Source organism: Neisseria sp. P0021.S007, assembly GCF_051956855.1.
In genome coordinates this window covers 1-506 of record NZ_JBQCXA010001280.1, presented here as the reverse complement: position 1 = coordinate 506, position 506 = coordinate 1, and the positions used below count along the sequence as shown (strand labels likewise).

Below are 506 nucleotides of genomic sequence, written 5' to 3'. Positions count from 1 at the left end.
ATCCATGAAACCCTCCCTAAAAACCTCCCTGCTCAAGCTGATTTTAGTTGGCGCACTGTTCTACACCAGCTACGGCCTATCCAACCATTACGCGGCGTCGCTGGACTATGTGCCTGAAATCGCTTTTACATGGGAGAGCAATATTCCGTTTTGGGCATGGACGATTGTGCCTTATTGGTCGCTAAACCTGATGTATACCGCGGCATTTTTTCTTTGCCGTGATACACATGAACAAAACCGATATGTAGCGCACCTTGTAGCCGCCCAACTGATTGCAACTGTTTGCTTTGTACTGTTTCCGCTGCGTTTCGGGTGGCCTAAACCGCCTGCCGATGGGCTGTCAGGCTGGCTGTTTGATTCATTGGCTGCATTTGATTTGCCGTACAACCAAGCGCCATCTTTGCATATCGCGTTGGCGATTATCGTGGGTGCATTTTATTGGACGCGCTTTCCCAAAATCCGCCTGCCGCTTTTCTTATGGCAAAGCCTGATTGCCTTGTCGGTAC

At 49.8% G+C, this 506-nt stretch carries 1 pseudogene; it reads left to right on the top strand.

Features of this window, described 5'->3' with window-relative positions:
• Nucleotides 1-4 precede the first annotated feature (4 nt).
• Nucleotides 5-506, top strand: a pseudogene (locus tag ACTHUR_RS18735) (phosphatase PAP2/dual specificity phosphatase family protein); the annotation flags it as partial.